Consider the following 18,217-nt stretch of genomic DNA (forward strand, 5'->3'; position numbering starts at 1 on the left):
ATCAGCAACCAGGGCAGCACATGAAACATATTTTCGACGGGCTTGAACGGCGGCGCGCGTCCGCGAGGCTTGGCGGCGGCCAAAAGCGCATCGAAGCGCAGCACGCCCGCGGCAAGCTCACGGCGCGAGAGAGAATCGAACTGCTGCTCGATCACGGCTCGTTCGAAGAATTCGACATGTTCGTGCAGCATCGCTGCACCGATTTCGGCATGGATCAGGGCGAGAAAATCTCCGGCGACGGCGTCGTCACCGGCTGGGGAACGGTCAACGGCCGCGCCGTCTTCGTCTTCGCCAAGGACTTCACCGTCTTCGGCGGCTCTCTGTCGGAGACTCACGCGCAAAAGATCACCAAGCTGCAGGATATGGCGCTGAAAAATCGCGCCCCGATCATCGGCCTGTTCGACGCAGGCGGCGCGCGCATTCAGGAAGGCGTCGCGGCGCTCGGCGGCTATGGCGAAGTCTTCCAGCGCAATGTCATGGCCTCGGGCGTCATTCCGCAAATCTCGGTGATCATGGGCCCTTGCGCCGGCGGCGACGTGTACTCGCCGGCGATGACCGACTTCATCTTCATGGTGCGCGACACGAGCTATATGTTCGTGACCGGGCCCGATGTCGTGAAGACGGTGACAAATGAGACCGTCACGGCGGAAGAGCTCGGCGGCGCTTCGGTGCATACGACCAAAAGCTCGATCGCCGATCGCGCATACGACAACGACGTCGAAACGCTCCTGCAGATGCGCAGGCTGATCGATTTCCTGCCCTCCTCCAACCAGGAGGAGCCGCCGGAATGGCCCGCTTTCGACGAGGTGGACCGGCTCGACGAATCGCTCGACACAATTGTTCCGGATAATCCGAACAAGCCGTACGACATCAAGGAGCTCATCCATAAGATTGTCGACGAGGCTGACTTCTTCGAGATACAAGATGCCCATGCGCGCAATATCGTGATCGGCTTCGGCCGCATCGAAGGGCGCACGGTCGGTTTCGTCGCCAATCAGCCTCTCGTGCTCGCCGGCGTGCTCGACATCGACGCCTCCAAGAAGGCGGCGCGTTTCGTGCGTTTTTGCGACTGCTTCAACATTCCGATCGTCACCTTTGTCGACGTGCCGGGATTTCTACCCGGCACGGCGCAGGAATATGGCGGCCTGATCAAGCATGGCGCGAAACTGCTGTTCGCATATGCCGAAGCGACGGTGCCGAAAGTGACGGTCATCACGCGAAAGGCGTTTGGCGGCGCCTATGACGTTATGGCGTCAAAACATCTTCGCGGCGACGTCAACTACGCCTGGCCGTCGGCGCAGATCGCCGTCATGGGCGCAAAGGGCGCCGTCGAAATCATCTTCCGCGCCGATCTCGGCGATCCGGAGAAGATCGCTCAGCGCACCAAGGAGTATGAAGATCGCTTCTTGTCGCCATTTGTCGCGGCGGAGCGCGGTTATATCGACGAAGTGATTACGCCGCGTTCGACCCGCAAACGAATCGCTCGTGCGCTTGCGCTGCTTCGCCACAAGGAATTGGAGAATCCTTGGAAGAAGCACGACAACATTCCCTTGTAACGCGGCGCAATAGCGAGCGCGGCGCCGTCGCAAACGTGATGGCGTTGCGCCGTTGAGGCTGGGTCCGCGTAATCCGCCTAATTCAGCGGCGCCCGATCACAAAATTCGTCAGACTGCACATTTTTCAAGTGACAGTCCGCCCGTTTTGTCCTAGTGTTCGCTCGCCAGGTTGGTTGGGGTAAAAGCCTAAGCGTCGAATGCGTCGCAGGAATTAGGCCCAGCTACGGTCCAAGTCGGGGAGGACGCCGAACAGAACGCAGTTCGCCGGGGCTCGCAAGATGAGCCGGCGCGAACGGGCTATCGGAGCGACTTAAGACTTCGGAGCTTGGCGTTTCAGTTTGGTAAAGGACGGGGTACCAAAGAGCGGGGAGCGGCGGGACGCCATTCCCGCTCTTTGTGTTTTTATCGACGCGCGACACATTCGCCTGATGAATCGCTATCGTCGAAGAATGATTCCGATCGGTCTGAACTGGATCTGCTTGGGACGTCGCCTTGACGGGCGATGACGCGCTTCCTACGTTCCGCGCACGTCTAACGAAAAGCCCAATGGAAGGCCGGCCATGACCACGCAGAAAATCACTGACGCCACTTTCGAACAGGAAGTGCTCAAATCCGCCGAGCCGGTTGTTGTCGATTTTTGGGCGGAATGGTGCGGTCCCTGCCGCATGATCGCCCCGGCGCTGGAGGAGATCGCCGCGGAGATGAAGGGCAAGATCAAAGTCGTCAAGCTCAACATCGACGAAAACCCCGCCGTGGCGAGCAAGCTCGGCATCCGATCGATTCCGACGCTTATTCTGTTCAAGGACGGCAAGGCCGCCGCACAAAAGGTCGGCGCCGCGCCCAAGGGCGAATTGTCGCGGTGGATCGCTGCAGCCGTGTGAACGATTCTTGCAGTTGGGTCCAGCGGCCGGCGCATCGCAACAGGCATGCTCTCGAGCCATCAAACCTCGGGAGTTGCATAGATGCGCCGACTACACGATTTTATCGCCGTCTGTTGCCTGATTGTTTTGACGCTCGCGCCGCTCCGCGCGGCGGCAGCCAGCGAAATCACCATCGCGGCGGCATCCGATCTCAAATTCGTGTTGCAGGAAATCGTCTCCAACTTTCAATCCGCCCATAAGGGCGACAAGGTCGACGTTGTTTACGGCTCTTCCGGCAAGCTGCAGACGCAGATCCGCGAGGGCGCGCCCTTCGACATTTTCTTTTCGGCCGACATCGCCTATGCGCGCGCGCTGCGCAAGGACGGCTTCGCGGCGACCGAGCCCACGCCCTACGCGGTCGGCAGGATCGTTTTGTGGAGCGCGACGCGGGACGCGACAAAATTGCGCCTGGAGGATCTCGCCGATCCCAAGATCGGCAAGATCGCGATCGCCAATCCGGCGCATGCGCCTTACGGCAGATGCGCGGAACAAGTGCTGCGCGCCGCCGGCCTTTGGGACAAGGTGAAGGACAAGCTTGTGTTCGGCGAGAACATCTCGCAGGCGACGCAATACGCCGAGACCGGCGCCGCCGATGTCGCGATGACCGCTCTTTCGATCGCTTTGAGCAAAGAGGTCGCCGACAGAGGCGGCTATTCTCTGATTCCAGAGACGCTGCATTCACGACTCGAACAGGCCTATGTCGTGACGCGCCAGGGCGCCGACAAACCTTTGGCGAAAACCTTTCTCGATTATCTCAAAACCGGACAGTCGCAGGCGATCATGATAAAGTTTGGCTTCGCGCCCCCCGGCCAGGCCGCGCGGTAGGCCCGTTTCGCCCGTGCACGTATCCGCTAAAATGTGGAACAGGCGGACGTTGACAGTCCTCCGCCTGTCTTAACCTCACCGCCGCCGCTCGGCGGCAGGTCTTGTATGCCGACATCTGAAGATTTCGCGGCGATCTGGCTGACGCTCAAGCTCGCGACGATCGTCACCTTTCTGCTGCTCCTCATTGGCGCGCCACTGGCGTGGTGGCTGGCGCGCACGCACTCCTGGATCAAGGGTCCATTGGGCGCGGTCGTGGCGCTGCCGCTGGTTCTGCCGCCGACGGTGCTGGGCTTCTACCTGCTGCTGACCATGGGCCCGCATGGACCCCTGGGCAGGCTCACGGCGTTCCTCGGCGTCGCGCCCTTGCCTTTCACCTTCGCCGGCCTCGTCGTGGCGTCGCTTTTTTATTCGCTGCCTTTCGTGGTGCAGCCGATTCAGAACGCCTTCGAGGCGATGGGCGATCGTCCGCTGGAGGCCGCCGCCACCTTGCGCGCGAGCCCGCTGGACGCTTTCTTCACGGTGGCGCTGCCGCTCGCGCGGCCCGGTCTCGTCACCGCGGCGATCCTCGGTTTTGCGCATACGGTCGGTGAATTTGGCGTCGTTCTGATGATCGGCGGCGCCATTCCGGACAAGACGCGCGTGGTGTCGGTTCTGATCTATGACCAGGTCGAGTCGATGAACTACGAGCGCGCACATTGGCTCGCGGGGGGTATGCTGCTGTTCAGTTTCTGCGTTCTCCTCGCGCTCTATGGGCGCCGACGGAACGGCCGCAATGGCTGACGGCGCCATCGCCGCGCGTTTCCGCCTCGCCTATCCCGGCTTCGCGCTCGACGTTGACCTCGAGCTGCCGGGACGCGGCGTCACGGCGCTTTTTGGCCCTTCCGGCTCAGGCAAGTCGACCGCCCTGCGCTGCATGGCGGGGCTGGCGCGCGCCCCCGACGGGCTTCTCAAGATCGGCGGCGACGTCTGGCAAGACGAGGCGCATGGCGTCTTCGTGCCGACGCATCGCCGCGCGCTCGGCATGGTGTTTCAAGATGCGAGTCTGTTTTCCCATCTCACCGTCAAAGGAAATCTCGACTATGGAATGACTCGCGCGCGCGTCACGGCGGCCGACGCAGGCCGCGAGGCGCTCTGCGAAATGCTCGACATCGCCGCTCTGGCGGAGCGCTGGCCGGATACGCTTTCCGGCGGCGAGCGACAGAGAGTCGCGATCGCCCGCGCCCTGCTGACGCGTCCGCAACTGCTGCTGATGGATGAGCCGCTGGCGTCGCTCGACGTGGCGCGCCGTCTCGACGTGTTGCCCTATCTCGAACGGCTGCGCGACGAACTCGACATCCCGATCATCTACGTCAGCCATGCGCCGGAAGAAGTCACGCGCATCGCCGACGAGGCCGTCGTGCTCGATCGCGGTCGCGTCGTCGCGCGCGGCGCGCCGCTCGACGTGCTGCCGAGCGCGAGCCGTCTTGTCGAAGGCGGCCGATTCGGCGTGGTCAACGCGCTCAAAGCGCGCGTCGTCGCCGTCGACGACGCTTACGGCGTCACGCGGCTCGCCCATCCGGCGGGCGAGATCTTGATCGCTGCGCGTCTGGCGACGCAGCGCGAGGCGCGCGTCGTCATGCGCGCGACAGACGTTGCGCTTGCGATGTCCGAACCCCGCGACACCAGCGTGCGCACGATCTTGCGCGGACGCATCGAGAAGATCGATGCGACCGAGAGCGCCCTCGCCTTCGTCACGCTGACGCTCATCGGCGGCGACCGTCTTGTCTCCGCGATCACGCGGCTCGCGCTCGACGAGTTGCGGCTGACCGTCGGCGCAGACGTATTCGCCCTGGTGAAATCGGTCGCTCTCGACGAGCGCGGTCTATAGGCCAGCGACGTCCGCCAGCCACGACGCCGCGATCGCCCCTGCGACGGCGAGAGCGGAAGCCGCGGCGAGTCTTTGGCCCATCACGGCGCCGCCGATAACCCAGCCCATCACGACTTTCGACGCCGTATTCGACAGCAGCGCCAGCAGCACCGCTCCCGCCGCGGCCTTTACGCCGATCTCGGTTGCGCCGAGCCGCGCCATGGTCAGCCCGATCGCGTCAACGTCGACGATGCCGGAGATGGCCGCGAGCGCATAGGCGCCGGCGCTTCCGGCGAAATGAGTCGCGAGCCGCGAGAGGATCATCACGGTCGCGAGGAGCGCGCCGAATTTCAGCACCGCCATCAGATCCAGCGGATTGCCAACAGAAAAGCCGCTCGATTCTGCAGGCCGCTCGCTTCGTCGCAGGAGAAAGACACCGGCAAGCGCGAAGAGCACGCCGCCCGCAACGACCGGCGGCGCCAAGCGCCACGCGAGCGTCGGATTGATGACCGCGATGACGGCGATGATTCGCGGCGCCATCACCGCATTGGCGAAGATGGCGCCCGCCGCCGAAGCGCCAATCTGCGAGGGATGTTCCCGCGCCAGCCGCGACATCGCCGCCGTCGCGGCCGTCGATGACGCCAATCCTCCCGCCATGCCGGCGACGGCGACGCCGCGGCGGTAGCCGATGATTCGAACGGCGACGTAGCCCGCGAAGGAAATCACGCCAATCAGCACGGTCATCAGCCACAATTCGAAAGGGTTCACCGCTTGCCACGGGTCAATGGCGCGATTGGGCAGAACGGGCAGCAGGATGAAGCTCATCGCGAGCAACGCCAGCCCGGAGCGCAGCTCGTCCCAGGTGATGCGCTTGACGAGGCCGTGGAGAAAAGCTTTGAGCGCCAGGATCGCCGTCGTCGCGACCGCCGCCGCGGCCGCGGCCTGTATGTCGCCAATCACGGCGAAGGCGCCGAGCGAAAAGGCAAGCGACGCCGCGACGACGGTCGTCGCGCCAAAGGTCTCATCATGGACATTTTCGCGATAGCGATAGACGCCGATCAACGCGCCGATGAAGACAAGCGCGATCGCCAAAGCGACGACGCCGACGCCGCCATAAGGCTGAACGATGGCGCCCCATACGCCGCCGAGCAGTCCGGCAAGACCATGCGTGCGAAGACCGGCGGCGCGCTCGCCTTCCGACTCGTCGCGTGACGTCCAGCCTCGTTCGAGACCGATGAGAAGGCCGATCGCCAGGGCGATCGACAGTCTCTGAATCAGCTCGGCGGCGCTTAATTCGTACATTTGTTTTTCTTTGTGGTCGTTGTCTTTGTGGCGTGGCGCCAAGCCGTTTCAAGCGCATCGCGCAGCTCCGAGACATCAATCGCCTCGAGCAGAATCGTCGTCCATCCCTGCCGACCCCAGGCGTTGGGAACCGGCGCAAAGGCTTGCGGCGCCATCATGGATTTGAACGCCTGTTCTTCGGGCGTGAATTTCACATTCGCCGTCAGTCCGTCGGCCGCCAGAGTGGCGTAGATGCACGCGACTTTAAATGCGGTTCTGTCGAAATGCGGCGCTTCGCGCGTTCCCTCGAGAGACAGTGCGATGCGCCGGAAATCATGGCTGCTGGCCATCTCTGCTCCGTGAACGGCGGCGATGCCCGCCCCGATAATATGGCGCGCGGCGCCAAAAGCGTGCGCCCTGTCGAGATTGGCAATAGAAGGCTTGCATGAACGTACCCCTACCCCCGTCCCGCCGCTCCAATATCGCGCCCTTCATGGCGATGGACGTGCTGCGTGACGCGAAGGCCTTGGAGCGCGCCGGCCGCAGCATCATCCATTTGGAGCTTGGCGAACCCGGAGTCGCCGCGCCGCGCCGCGTGCGCGAGGCCGCCGCCGAGTCGCTTGCCCACGGCTCGATCGGCTATGGCGAAGCGCTCGGCGACGCGCCGCTGCGCGCCCGCATCGCGCGCCACTATCGCGAACGCTATGGCGTCGAGGTCACGCCCGACCGCGTCATCGCCACGACAGGCTCATCCGGCGGCTTTCTGCTCGCCTTTCTCGCCGCGTTCGATCCGGGAGCAAGGATCGCCGTCACCGCGCCTGGCTATCCGGCCTACGCGAACATACTTTCCGCGCTTGGCCTGGAGCCGGTCCTGGTCGACATCGGTGAAGAGACGCGCTTTGCGCCCACGGCGGCGATGCTCGAAGCGGCCCATCGCGACAGGAAGCTTCACGGCGCGCTCTTTATGAGTCCCGCCAATCCGACCGGCGCGATGATCGCGCGCGATGAATTGGCGCGGATCTGCGCCTTCTGCGACGAAGCCGAAATCGTTTTCGTCTCGGACGAGATCTATCACGGACTCGAATATGAGATGCGCGCGGAGACCGCGCTGCGCTTCTCGCAACGCGCCCTCGTCATCAATTCCTTCTCGAAATATTACGCGATGACCGGATGGCGGCTCGGGTGGCTCGTCGCGCCGCCCGAATTGATGCGTCCGCTCGAGCGGTTACAGCAGTCGCTGGCGATCTGCGCCCCGACCCTGTCGCAGCGGGCGGCGCTCGCCGCTTTCGACGCGGGCGACGAACTCGAGGCGAACCGCGCCGCCTATGCGCGAAACCGGGCGCTTCTGCTAGACCGCTTACCCAAAGTGGGACTGGACAATTTCGCGCCGCCCGACGGCGCCTTCTACATCTACGCCGACATTTCGCGCTTCACCGACGATTCGATCGGGTTCTGTCGGCGGATGTTGCACGAAGCCGGCGTCGCGACGACCCCCGGCCTCGATTTTGATCCGAGCCGCGGCGCAAAAAAGCTGCGGCTCTCTTACGCCGGGCCTGAGGCGGACGTGCGCGAAGGCCTCGCCCGCCTAGAAGCCTGGCTGCGGTCCTAGCTTCCGAAAGGCGTACGCACGCGCTGCCACCAGCCGCCCTTCTTCGGGCGGTCGGGGTCCGCTTGGGTAATGACCACTTCCGTTGGCTCGCGCGAGGCGACCGGCTGTGGGGCGGGCTCGGGCGTCGGCGCCGCCGCCTGAGGCGGAGCGATCGGGGCGACCGGCTCGCTTGCGCGCTCTTGGAAGGGCGGCTGGGAGGGCGGCGCAACCTCGGCGCCGTTTACCGGGTGCGGCGCCGGCAAAGTCTCCGGATAGTCCGGCGTCTGCGCCCCAGGCGGGGAAATCAGCGCCTGATCGTCCCCACCACCCTCGTCGAGCGCGAAGGCTGCGGAAGGGTCTTTGAATTCCTCGGGCAAGGGCGCGGATCGCCGCCAACGGCCAGGACCGCGATCTGAACCGCGATCCGGGCCGCGATTGCCGCCACGTCGGCCGCCGCGGCGGTCAGGCCGCTCCTCGGCAGGCGCCGGCGCGCCCTCAATCGCCGCCATGAGCGCAAGACCTTCGTCGGACGGCTGCTCGGCGCCGGGCGGCAAGGGTTCGCCACCCTGTGCGCCGCCGCCACGGCCTCGACGACGGCGACGGCGACGGCCGCGCGATGCGTCTTCTTCCGCGCCGAAGCGCGATCGTTCGCCGTTCTCGTCACGCTGGTCGCCGTTCGACTCGACGGCTTCCTCTTCCACCTCGACGATTTCACCAGCGATCACGTCTTCCGGCGCCTCCTCCTCAAGAGATTCGGCGCGCAGCGAATCGACCCGCAGAGGCGCGTCGCGCTGGGAAACGCGCGGACCGGTCGCGAGTTCTCCGCGCTCGAGCGCATGATAGGTCGCGCCCGTCAGCGTATCGTCGGCGGCCACCGTGATGTGGACGCCGAAGCGGCGCTCCAGCTCCTGCAAATGGGTGCGCTTCTGGTTGAGAATGTAGAGCGCCACCACCGCGCGGGTGCGCAGCGTGACGTCATGCGCGGCGCTCTTGACCAGCGCCTCTTCGAGCACGCGCAGCACGTGCAGCGCGACGGAAGCGGTGGAGCGCACATGACCGGCGCCGAGGCAGTGCGGACATGGCACTGTCGACCCTTCAACGACGCCCGCGCGGATGCGCTGGCGCGACATTTCGAGCAAGCCGAAATGCGAGATGCGGCCGACCTGAATGCGGGCGCGGTCGTTTTTCAGCGCGTCCTTGAGGCGTCGCTCAACAGCGCGATTGTTGCGACTCTCCTCCATGTCGATGAAGTCGACGACGATCAGCCCGGCGAGATCGCGCAGTCGCAACTGCCGCGCCACTTCGTCCGCGGCTTCGAGATTGGTGCGAAGCGCCGTGTCCTCGATATTGTGCTCGCGCGTCGAACGTCCCGAGTTCACGTCAATCGCGACCAGCGCCTCGGTCTGGTTGATGACCAGATAGCCGCCGGATTTCAGCGTGACATGGTTGGAGAACATCGCGTCGAGTTGGGCCTCGACGCCGCTTTCGGCGAAGATCGGAAAGGCCTCGCGATGCAGGCGCACGTTTTTGGCGTGGCTCGGCATCAGCATGCGCATGAAGTCTTTGGCCTCGCGATAAGCGTCTTCGCCGGAAACGACCACTTCCTCGACGTCGCGCCCATAAAGATCGCGAATCGCCCGCTTGATGAGCGAGCCTTCCTCATAGACGAGGGTCGGCGCCGCGGAGCGCAGGGTCAATTCGCGCACGCTCTCCCACAGCCGCAGCAGATATTCGAAATCGCGCTTGACCTCCTGCTTGGTCCGCGTCGCGCCCGCCGTTCGCAGGATAACGCCCATCCCCTCCGGCACTTCGAGATCATGCACGATCTCCTTCAACCGCTTGCGATCCGCGCCGTCCGTGATCTTGCGCGAAATGCCCCCGCCGCGCGCGGTGTTGGGCATGAGCACGGAATAACGGCCGGCGAGCGAGAGATAGGTCGTGAGCGCGGCGCCCTTGTTGCCGCGCTCTTCCTTGACGACCTGAACGAGCAGCACCTGCCGCCGCTTGATGACCTCTTGAATCTTGTACTGGCGACGGGAGCGCGGCGCGCGATAGGGCGCTTCGTCCATCGCATCCCCGCCGATGTGCTCGACGTGATCGTCCTCGTCGTCGTGCTCTTCCTCGTCATGCTCCTCAGCCGGGGCGTTGACGCGGGCGCTGACCTCAGCCGTTTCGCCTTCAGCATCTTCGCGCGCGCGCTCACGCGCCTCGTCGCGCTCGTCCTGGCGGCGCGCTTTCAGTTCGTGGTCAGGCTCCGGCGCCTCGAGGGCAAACTCCTCGGCTTCGCCGGTCTCGACCGAACCGAAACCGGCCGGATCGATGGAAATCTGCTCATGCTGCGCCGCAGCGATCGGCTGATCGCCCGCTTCGGCCTCAACGTCCGTGCTCTCCGACCGAAACTCCGCGGATTCGGCGTCCCCGGCCTCGGGCTCCTCCGCCTCGACGTCTTGACCCCTCGATTCGGTCTCCGCGGCCACTGGCCGGGCTTCGAGATATTCTTGCGCCTCAGCTTGGCGCGCGAAATCCGGCGCGGCTTCAGACCGTTCCTCACCCGATTCGGCGAAGGCTGTTTCGGCCTGATCCTCAATGACGACCGGCGAAGCGCCCGCGTCGTCGAGGGGCTCGCTCGTCACAGCCTCGTCGGCGCTCGCGCGCTTCTCGGCGCCCTCATGTTGGCGGCGGCGCGAACGACGCCCGCGACCATGCGGAACGCGCTCTTCCTCGTCGGCCTGCTGATGGGCGCGGCTCTCTTCCTCGAGCAGCGCCTGACGGTCGGCGACGGGGATTTGATAGTAGTCAGGGTGAATTTCGGCGAAGGCCAGAAAGCCGTGACGATTTCCCCCATAGTCGACGAAGGCGGCCTGAAGGGACGGCTCAACCCGCGTGACCTTCGCGAGATAAATGTTGCCGCGCAGGGGTTTTTTGTCAGCAGCCTCGAAATCGAATTCCTGAACGCGGCTTCCACGTAGAACGACTACGCGGGTCTCCTCCGGGTGGGAGGCGTCGATGAGCATCTTGTTAGCCATGGGGGACTCTTCTGCGGCGTCGCGCGCAATAACGCCGACGGGGCAAGCCTGAGTCCTCGAGGGGACTCGGCGACCGCTCTTTGGCGCATCCTGACGGCGCGAACGCTTCTTGTGAGGATAAGGGAGACAGGCCTGAGACCTGCGATACGCTTGCCGGCTTGCGAGCCGGCGGGACAAAGCGCATCGCGCCTCGTCCCCGTGAAATGACGAACGAGCCAAGAGGACATGTTTTTTGCGAGGCTGCGCCCTCCCGCGCGGACAAGCCACACGGAGGAAACGACTGCTCTCGCGCCTATCACGGTCCTGGCCATGAGATCGTCAAAAAACCTTTCGCACCGCCAAGTGGCGGCGACCAAACGTCACGACCTGCACGGGGCGGCGTATCGGAAAGCAACTGTCCGAAATTCTGTTGGCTCGACTTGACGGCCGCATTTTGCGGCAAATATCGCGCCGCAGAATTCCGCAGCTATCTCCTTACATATCGGTCGAAGTAGGCCGGCGCAAGCGCCGGCTCGGCTATTCACCGAAAAATTCATGGGGAAAGGTCCCGCAACGGACGGCTTTCAGATAAGCTAACGATGCGTTAACGGCGCTCTTGCCACAATGCCAATCGCCGGATCGAAACGCCGCGCGAATTTGGGGACGCAGGTGAGGAGGACAGCTTTGCGCGCAGGGGCGTCACGACCGTTGATCGCAATGGCGGCCGCGTTCCTCATGGCTCTGGGCCCGCTAACGCGGTCTGCCGCCGCCGACGATCAACGGAAGGAGATCTCTGCGCTGACCGCGCGTATCGAGGCGCTCCCCGATCGTTCCCGCCTCCTCTTCGATCTCACCGGCCTGCCGCCGGTGACCGCGCATCCCGTGTCGAACCCGCCGCGCATCATCGTCGACTTGCCGGAAGTGCTCTTCCGCATGGAGGCGAACGCCGGCCTGTCGCCCGGCGACAAGCTCATAAAATCATATCGTTATGGCACCTTCGCGCCGGGACGCTCGCGCGTCGTGATCGATCTCACGGGGCCCGCCAAGATTCTCAAGGCGGACAGCGAGGTCGCCGTCGGCGGACCGCGGCTCGTCATCGAACTCGCCCCGACCAGCGCCGGGCATTTCGCTTCGACCGTCGCCGAACAGGCGCGCCTCCAGCCCGCAGAACCGCCCAAACTGCCAGCGACGGCCGCCAAAGCGCCAACGGACAAGCCCATGGTGGTCATCGACCCGGGCCATGGCGGGGTCGATATGGGCGCAACCTCCAAGCATGGCGAAATGGAAAAGGACGTCGTGCTCGAGTTCGCGCGCGCGCTGCAGGACAAAATTCAGGAAACCGGGCGCGCGCGCGTGCTTTTAACCCGCGACCACGACATGTTTCTCCCGCTCGGCGAGCGGGTGCGAATCGGTCGCGAAAACAACGCGTCGCTGTTTATCTCGGTTCATGCGGACACGCTGTCCGCATCTCGCGTCGAGGGCGCGACCGTATACACGGTCTCTGAGCGCGCCTCGGACGCCGAAGCGGCGCGGATGGCCGAGAAGGAGAATCTCGCGGATCAGGCCGCCGGACTTGAAAGCAAGGCGGACGCCGAAGAGGTTGGCGACATATTGTTCGAACTCACGCGGCGCGAGACCCGCGGCTACAGTCGCCAGTTTTCGCATTCGCTGATCTCATTCTGGAAGGAAGTCGGGGCGCTCAACAAAAATCCAAGCCGTTCGGCGGGCTTCGTTGTGCTCAAAGCCTTTGACGTCCCCTCCGTGCTGCTCGAACTTGGATATCTTTCAAGCGAAAGGGATCTGTCCCGGCTGACGTCCCAGGACTGGCGCGAGCGCGCGGCGCAGAAAACCGCCGAAGCTGTTGACGCCTTTATCAGCGCGCGTAGCCGTGAAGCGCGGGCCCCCGCCGAAGCGCCCTCGGGCGCGGCGCGCCCACAATAAAACACAAAATCACGGCACATGGAGACAGTCGCGACGCACGATCGCCCGCGCGTCGCAGCCGCCGAAGAACGAGAAACGCAGACGCGGCGTCACACACTTGCGGATAAACGCTTCTCGCGTCGCGGCAATTTCGTGACCGGCGGCGTTCGCAGTCAAAGGCGCCGCGAGCCGGCGCCGGGAATTCGCCGAACGGTGGAATGATCCAAACGGGCGTTGTGAAAGAAAGCGACCCAAAAAGTGCGATCGCTCACTATATCTGAGCTGAACGAGTCGCGCGCCGACCAGGCTCAGGCGCCCGCGGTTGCGACACGGACTTTGGCATTGAAACAATAGCCGACGCCAGCCGCCGGCCGCTCTAAGGGTGATTTTTCATGCGAATGCTCGCAAGGTTTTTGGGCTTCGTCTTCGCGACCGCGACGATCGTTTTCCTCATCGGAGCGATCGCCGGGTCCGGGCTGATCTATTATTTTTCCAAGGATCTGCCCGACACAGCCCAGTTGCGCGACTACGAGCCGCCAGTGACGACAAGGCTGCACGCCGGCGACGGCTCGATCCTCGCCGAATATTCGCATGAACGCCGCCTGTTCCTGCCGAGTTCCGCCATTCCGCAGCTGGTGAAGCAGGCGTTCATCTCCGCCGAAGACAAGAATTTCTACAACCATGTCGGCATCGATCCGGAAGGCGTGATGCGCGCCGTGACGGTGCTCGCCCAGGGCGGTCGCCATGTGCAAGGCGCCTCGACCATCACGCAGCAGGTCGCCAAGAACTTCCTCGTCGGCAACGAGCGCTCGATCGAACGCAAGATTCGCGAAGCGCTCGTCGCCTTCCGCATCGAAGCGGCCTATCCCAAGGACAAGATTCTCGAGCTTTATCTCAACGAGATCTATCTCGGCCTTGGAAACTACGGCGTCGCAGCCGCGGCGCTCAATTATTTCAACAAATCGGTCAATGAGCTCACGCTCGCCGAGGCGGCCTATCTCGCGGCGCTTCCCAAGGCGCCGAGCAATTATCATCCGTTTCAGAATCGCGAGCGCGCCCTCGAGCGTCGCAACTACGTCATCGATCGACTGATCGCCGACGGCTATGTGACCGCCGACGAAGGCGCGAAGGCGAAAGCCGAACCGCTTGGCGTCAATCCGCGCGTTCTCTCGCCTAACACTTATGTCGCCGGCTATTTCGCCGAAGAAGTGCGCCGTCAATTGCTGGAGCAACAAAGCGAGAAGAAGCTCTACGAGGGCGGGCTGTCGGTTCGCACGACGCTCGACCCCAAGATGCAGGCCCTCACGCGAAAGGCCCTGGCCGACGGTCTCGTTCGCTACGACGAGGCGCATGGCTTCCGCGGCGCGATGAACCACATCGACATCTCCTCCGACTGGGGCGTGACGCTCGCCGCTATTCCGGCGCTTGGCGACGTCAAGCCCTGGCGCCTCGCCGTCGTGCTCGATGTGACCGGCGACGCCGCGCGCATCGGCCTTCAGCCGGGACGCGAGAAATTCGGCGAAGTGGCGCGCGAACGCGAGACCGGCCTTCTCACGGCCGAAGGCATGCGCTGGAGCGGCCGCACGCCGCGAACGGCCTTGACGACGGGCGACGTGATCTACGTCGAGCCGCTCGCGGGACGCGCCGGCCAATATCGTCTGCGCCAGATCCCCGACATCTCCGGCGCGATGGTGGCCATGGACCCGCATACGGGCCGCGTCTTCTCCATGGTCGGCGGCTTTTCCTTCGACCAGTCGTCATTCAATCGCGCGACTCAGGCGTTGCGCCAGCCCGGGTCCTCGTTCAAGCCCTTTGTCTATGCGACGGCGCTCGACAATGGCTATACGCCGTCGTCGTCCATCCTCGACGAGCCGATTTCCATCCAGCAGGCGGACGGCACCTATTGGACGCCAGAGAATTTCGAAGGCGGCCACGGCACCGGCGCGCATCCGCTGCGCTACGGAATCGAGCATTCCAAAAACATGATGACGGTGCGTCTGGCGAAAGACGTCGGCATGCCGCTCATCGCCGAATACGCCAAACGCTTTGGCGTCTATGACGAGATGACGCCCTATCTTTCCATGGCGCTCGGCGCCGGCGAAACGACGCTGCTCCGCATGGTCACCGGCTATTCGATGCTGGCGAATGGCGGCAAGCGCATTAAGCCCACGCTGATCGACCGCATTCAGGATCGCTGGGGCAAGACGGTCTACCGACATGACGAGCGTCAATGCATCGGCTGCGACTCCGCCAAATGGGAGAATCAGCTCGAACCGAAGCTCATCGACAAGCGCGAACAGGTGCTCGATCCGCTCACCGCCTACCAGATCACCTCGATCATGGAAGGCGTGATCCAGCGCGGCACCGGCGTCTCGATCAGATCGGTCGGCAAGCACCTTGCCGGCAAGACCGGCACGACAAACGACGCAAAAGATCTTTGGTTCGTCGGCTTCTCGCCTGACCTCGCGGTCGGCGTCTTCATCGGCTACGATCGGCCGCGTTCGCTCGGCAGCCACGCCCAGGCCGCGCAGTTCGCCGCGCCGATCTTCCGCGACTTCATGACCGTGGCTCTGAAGGACAAGCCCGATACGCCGTTCCGCGTGCCGCCGGGGATCAAGCTCATTTCCATCGATGTGCACTCCGGGCTGCGCTCGTCGGGAGCCGGCACGATTCTCGAAGCGTTCAAGCCGGGGACGGCGCCGCCCGACTCGTACTCCGGCGGCGGCGGCCCGCGCCAGCTCGATACGCCGCATGACGTGGATCAGCAGGTCGGCAGCGGCACCGGCGGCCTCTACTAGATCGCGCACGGCGGCCGGAGACCTTTGGTTTCCCGCCGCCGGGGCATATATGCTCGAAGCGATGACCCTGGACGCCGAAACAACCGCGCGCGTGACGCAGGAGACCGCGGCTGGCGTCGCGACCCTGACGCTGAACAGCCCCGCCTCGCGCAACGCTCTCTCGCTCGCGATGATCGACGCCCTCGCGCGCAGTCTCGACGCGCTTGCCGGCAGCGACGACGTTCGCGTCGTCGTGCTGCAGGCGGAAGGTCCCGCCTTCTGCGCCGGCCACGACCTCAAGGAGCTGACGGCGCATCGCAACGATCCCGACCGAGGCCGCGCCTTCTTCGATAAGACCATGCGCGCCTGCGCGGCGTTGATGCAGAAAATCGTGACGCTGCCTCAGCCGGTCGTCGCGGCTGTCGATGAGATGGCCACGGCCGCCGGCTGCCAGCTCGTCGCGAGTTGCGATCTCGCCGTTGCGGGCCCGCGCGCGCGCTTCTGCACGCCGGGCGTCAACATCGGTCTTTTCTGCTCGACGCCGGCCGTGGCGCTCTCGCGCAATGTGGCGCCAAAGCAGGCGATGGAGATGCTGCTCACGGGCGTTCCCATCAGCGCCGAGGAGGCGCTGCGCATCGGCCTCGTCAACCGCATGTCAACCGATGGCGCAAGGACCGGCGCGCTGGCGCTGGCGCGTCTCATCGCGCAAAAATCCCCGCAGGCGATCCGCTTCGGCAAGAGGGCATTCTACGCCCAGCGTGAAAAGCCACTCAGTGAGGCCTATGAGCTGGCGAGCGCCGTGATGGTCGAGAACATGCTGGCGGAAGACGCCAAGGAGGGCGTGGCGGCCTTTCTGGAGAAGCGTGCGCCCACATGGGTCGAAAGTTGAACGACTCCCGATAACGCGCGGCTCATGGCGATTGACCCAGCGACCGAGTTTGCAAAGCCGCAGGCTCGTAGAGTTGGGAGCGGCGACTTGCCATGCGCGCAGCTCTCGGCTGCGCCGCGACGCTGATCTTTCTTGCGCCTCTCTCAGCTAACCGGACGAGGCGCCGCACGCTATTTCGATCTTAAATGATGTTTGCCGCACGTAGCCTGTTTCGCAGCGCGCGTCATTTTTGAAGGAAGACTAAAATGTCCAGATTGCGCAATCGCGCCCTGCATCTGGCGCTGCTCCTTGCGCTCGCGATCGCCTTCACGCTCGCCGCCTTCCCGGCGCGCGCAGGCTGACCGTCGAGCGCCGCCGCGAAATACTCGTCAGCTGCTTTGGCGGGCGTCGATGACTTATCGCGAGTTTTTTAGAACTAATTTTTTGGAGAGTGAAATGAATGCTTTTCGTCTTTCGATCGCGCTCGCCGTCGCATCCTGCGCTTTTGCGCCGCCCGCGAAGGCGGATTTGACCGTCTGCAACAGAACGCCCGATCAAGTCACCGTGGCGTCCGCCTGGGTGAGTCCGAGCGGCGGATTCACGTCGGAGGGATGGTGGAAGCTTCGCGCCTGCGGCGGCTGCGAAAGAGTCGTTTTGCGCAGCGAGACGTCCGATCCGCATAATTACTTCTTTTACGCCCATGGCGCCGGCAGGGAATGGCGCGGCGACTCGGCTTTTTGCACGACCCCGGGCGCATTCAAGATCGGCAACGCCAAGCGCTGCGTGTTTGGACGCCGTGGCCAGATGAAGAACTTCGTTCATGTGACGAGCGGCAGCGGCAACCATACGCACAGCCTCACCGGCCGCTCGAGCAGCGGACGCGTGTGCATCGATTGAAGCTCTTCTATTCGCCGAGATAGCGCAGCGCCGCGGCGGCCGCGAAGGGGCAAAGCGCGAGAGCGGCGAGCGTGATCGCGCAGAGAATCGCGAAGGGCGCGTAGAAGGGCACGGCGCCGCCGCTCGCCGCCTCCGCGGCGGAGACGCCGAAGATCAGCACCGGGATCGTCAGCGGCAGGACGAGCAGCGCCATGAGCAGGCCGCCCCGCCTCACGGTCACGGTCGCCGCCGCGCCAATGGCGCCGATCAGCGTGAGCGCCGGCGTGCCGACAAGCAGCGTCGCGACGACGCCGAGAAGCGCCATGGCCTCCTGCTGCAGCATCAACGCCAGAAACGGCGCGGCGATCACGAGCGGCAGGCCGGTCGCCGCCCAATGCGCCGCGCATTTGACGAGCACCGCCAATTCGAGCGGGGTCTCGGAAAGATGGAAGAGATCCAGCGAGCCATCCTCGGCGTCGGCCTGAAACAGACGGTCGAGACAAAGCAGCGTCGCCAGCAGCGCCGCGATCCACAGGATCGCCGGTCCGATGCGGGCGAGAAGATTGGGGTCGGGCCCGACGGCGAAGGGCACGATCGCGACGAGCGTCAGGAAGAACACGACGCCCATCGCGCCGGAGCCGCCGATGCGGCGCGCGACGCGCCATTCGCGCAGGAAAAGCGCGGCGAGCGGAGAACTCAATCTAGACTCCAGGCTTTTATGGCGTTCGAGCCAATCCCCCGGCCCCTCACCTCAC

At 64.4% G+C, this 18,217-nt stretch carries 14 protein-coding genes; 10 read left to right on the forward strand and 4 right to left on the reverse strand.

What is annotated here, in order from left to right; translation table 11 throughout:
- Window positions 1–20 precede the first annotated feature (20 nt).
- The 5 genes from A3OO_RS0116475 (at window position 21) to modC (ending at window position 5,168) form a co-directional block, all read left to right on the forward strand.
- The gene (locus A3OO_RS0116475) at window positions 21–1,556 is read left to right on the forward strand and encodes an acyl-CoA carboxylase subunit beta (RefSeq protein WP_026223075.1); all 1,536 of its coding nucleotides are present in this window, start codon (window positions 21–23) and stop codon (window positions 1,554–1,556) included.
- A 560-nt stretch (window positions 1,557–2,116) separates the two neighbouring features.
- Entirely contained in the window at window positions 2,117–2,437 is a 321-nt protein-coding gene (trxA, locus tag A3OO_RS0116480; RefSeq protein ID WP_018408946.1) for a thioredoxin, read from the forward strand.
- 81 nt (window positions 2,438–2,518) lie between these two features.
- A complete protein-coding gene (gene modA / locus A3OO_RS0116485; protein WP_026223076.1) occupies window positions 2,519–3,301 on the forward strand; it encodes a molybdate ABC transporter substrate-binding protein in 783 nt (260 codons plus the stop codon).
- A 105-nt stretch (window positions 3,302–3,406) separates the two neighbouring features.
- Window positions 3,407–4,081, forward strand: coding sequence for a molybdate ABC transporter permease subunit (gene modB, locus A3OO_RS0116490; RefSeq protein WP_018408948.1), 675 nt, complete (start codon window positions 3,407–3,409; stop codon window positions 4,079–4,081).
- Window positions 4,074–5,168 carry a molybdenum ABC transporter ATP-binding protein gene (gene modC, locus A3OO_RS0116495; RefSeq protein ID WP_156824849.1) on the forward strand — a complete coding sequence of 365 codons (1,095 nt, stop codon included), beginning with the start codon at window positions 4,074–4,076 and terminating at the stop codon, window positions 5,166–5,168. The genes modB and modC overlap by 8 nt, the downstream gene beginning before the upstream one ends.
- On the opposite strand, the gene A3OO_RS0116500 is transcribed toward modC, so the two are convergent.
- Window positions 5,163–6,449 carry an MgtC/SapB family protein gene (locus tag A3OO_RS0116500; protein ID WP_018408950.1) on the reverse strand — a complete coding sequence of 429 codons (1,287 nt, stop codon included), beginning with the start codon at window positions 6,447–6,449 and terminating at the stop codon, window positions 5,163–5,165. The genes modC and A3OO_RS0116500 overlap by 6 nt on opposite strands.
- Window positions 6,437–6,778: an MmcQ/YjbR family DNA-binding protein gene (locus A3OO_RS0116505; RefSeq protein WP_018408951.1), complete on the reverse strand. Its 342-nt coding sequence runs from the start codon at window positions 6,776–6,778 to the stop codon at window positions 6,437–6,439. The genes A3OO_RS0116500 and A3OO_RS0116505 overlap by 13 nt, the downstream gene beginning before the upstream one ends.
- Before the next feature lie 95 nt (window positions 6,779–6,873).
- On the opposite strand from A3OO_RS0116505, the gene A3OO_RS0116510 reads away from it, so the two are divergent.
- Complete coding sequence (locus A3OO_RS0116510; RefSeq protein WP_026223077.1) at window positions 6,874–8,037, forward strand: pyridoxal phosphate-dependent aminotransferase; 1,164 nt, start codon at window positions 6,874–6,876, stop codon at window positions 8,035–8,037.
- On the opposite strand, the gene A3OO_RS0116515 is transcribed toward A3OO_RS0116510, so the two are convergent.
- Window positions 8,034–11,042 carry an Rne/Rng family ribonuclease gene (locus A3OO_RS0116515; RefSeq protein ID WP_018408953.1) on the reverse strand — a complete coding sequence of 1,003 codons (3,009 nt, stop codon included), beginning with the start codon at window positions 11,040–11,042 and terminating at the stop codon, window positions 8,034–8,036. The genes A3OO_RS0116510 and A3OO_RS0116515 overlap by 4 nt on opposite strands.
- Window positions 11,043–11,756: 714 nt before the next feature.
- Here A3OO_RS0116515 and A3OO_RS0116520 point away from each other — a divergent pair.
- The 4 genes from A3OO_RS0116520 (at window position 11,757) to A3OO_RS0116545 (ending at window position 17,483) form a co-directional block, all read left to right on the forward strand.
- A complete protein-coding gene (locus A3OO_RS0116520) occupies window positions 11,757–12,962 on the forward strand; it encodes an N-acetylmuramoyl-L-alanine amidase (RefSeq protein ID WP_245257179.1) in 1,206 nt (401 codons plus the stop codon).
- A gap of 371 nt (window positions 12,963–13,333) precedes the next feature.
- Window positions 13,334–15,739 (forward strand): penicillin-binding protein 1A, encoded by a 2,406-nt coding sequence (locus A3OO_RS0116530; protein ID WP_018408956.1) that lies wholly within the window; start codon window positions 13,334–13,336, stop codon window positions 15,737–15,739.
- 61 nt (window positions 15,740–15,800) lie between these two features.
- Window positions 15,801–16,607, forward strand: coding sequence for an enoyl-CoA hydratase (locus A3OO_RS0116535; RefSeq protein WP_026223078.1), 807 nt, complete (start codon window positions 15,801–15,803; stop codon window positions 16,605–16,607).
- Window positions 16,608–17,042: 435 nt separating this feature from the next.
- A complete protein-coding gene (locus tag A3OO_RS0116545) occupies window positions 17,043–17,483 on the forward strand; it encodes a DUF1036 domain-containing protein (protein ID WP_018408959.1) in 441 nt (146 codons plus the stop codon).
- Window positions 17,484–17,490: 7 nt separating this feature from the next.
- On the opposite strand, the gene ccmB is transcribed toward A3OO_RS0116545, so the two are convergent.
- Window positions 17,491–18,162 (reverse strand): heme exporter protein CcmB, encoded by a 672-nt coding sequence (gene ccmB, locus A3OO_RS0116550; RefSeq protein WP_018408960.1) that lies wholly within the window; start codon window positions 18,160–18,162, stop codon window positions 17,491–17,493.
- Window positions 18,163–18,217 lie beyond the last annotated feature (55 nt).

Source organism: Methylocystis rosea SV97, assembly GCF_000372845.1.
Classification (GTDB): Bacteria; Pseudomonadota; Alphaproteobacteria; order Rhizobiales; family Beijerinckiaceae; genus Methylocystis; species Methylocystis rosea.